Consider the following 579-nt stretch of genomic DNA (forward strand, 5'->3'; position numbering starts at 1 on the left):
CAGGCTGTGTGTTAGCAAATCGCTTGTCTGAAGATTCAAGTAACAAGGTATTGTTACTTGAAACCGGCGGCAGCGATAAAAGCATCTTTATTAAAATGCCCACTGCTCTGTCGATTCCAATGAATACCGATAAGTATGCGTGGCAATTTCATACGCAGCCAGAAAAGTACTTAGATAACCGTGAAATGCACTGCCCACGCGGTAAAGTGCTTGGCGGCTCATCATCTATTAATGGCATGGTGTATGTACGTGGCCATGCTAAAGATTTTGATGAATGGCAGCAACATGGCGCTAATGGCTGGGATTATCAAGCCTGTTTACCGTATTTTAAAAAAGCAGAAAGCTTTTATCTAGGTGAAAACAGCCATCGTGGTGGAAAAGGCCCCCTTGGCGTTAATAACGGTAATAACATGGAAAACCCTTTGTATAGCGCCTTTATTGATGCTGGTGCTCAAGCGGGTTATGCCACTACAGCTGATTATAATAGTGCTCAACAAGAAGGCTTTGTCCCTATGCACATGACGGTTAAAAACGGTGTGCGCAGCTCAGCCTCTCGTGAATATTTAGATCCGATTAAGC

General features: G+C 43.9%; 1 protein-coding gene. It reads left to right on the forward strand.

Going from position 1 to position 579, the window contains the following annotated elements:
• A partial coding sequence (locus ND16A_RS07300) for a GMC family oxidoreductase N-terminal domain-containing protein (protein ID WP_033078030.1) occupies window positions 1-579 on the forward strand: 579 nt, incomplete at both ends.

This window comes from Thalassotalea sp. ND16A (assembly GCF_000764205.1).
Classification (GTDB): domain Bacteria; phylum Pseudomonadota; class Gammaproteobacteria; order Enterobacterales; family Alteromonadaceae; genus Thalassotalea_A.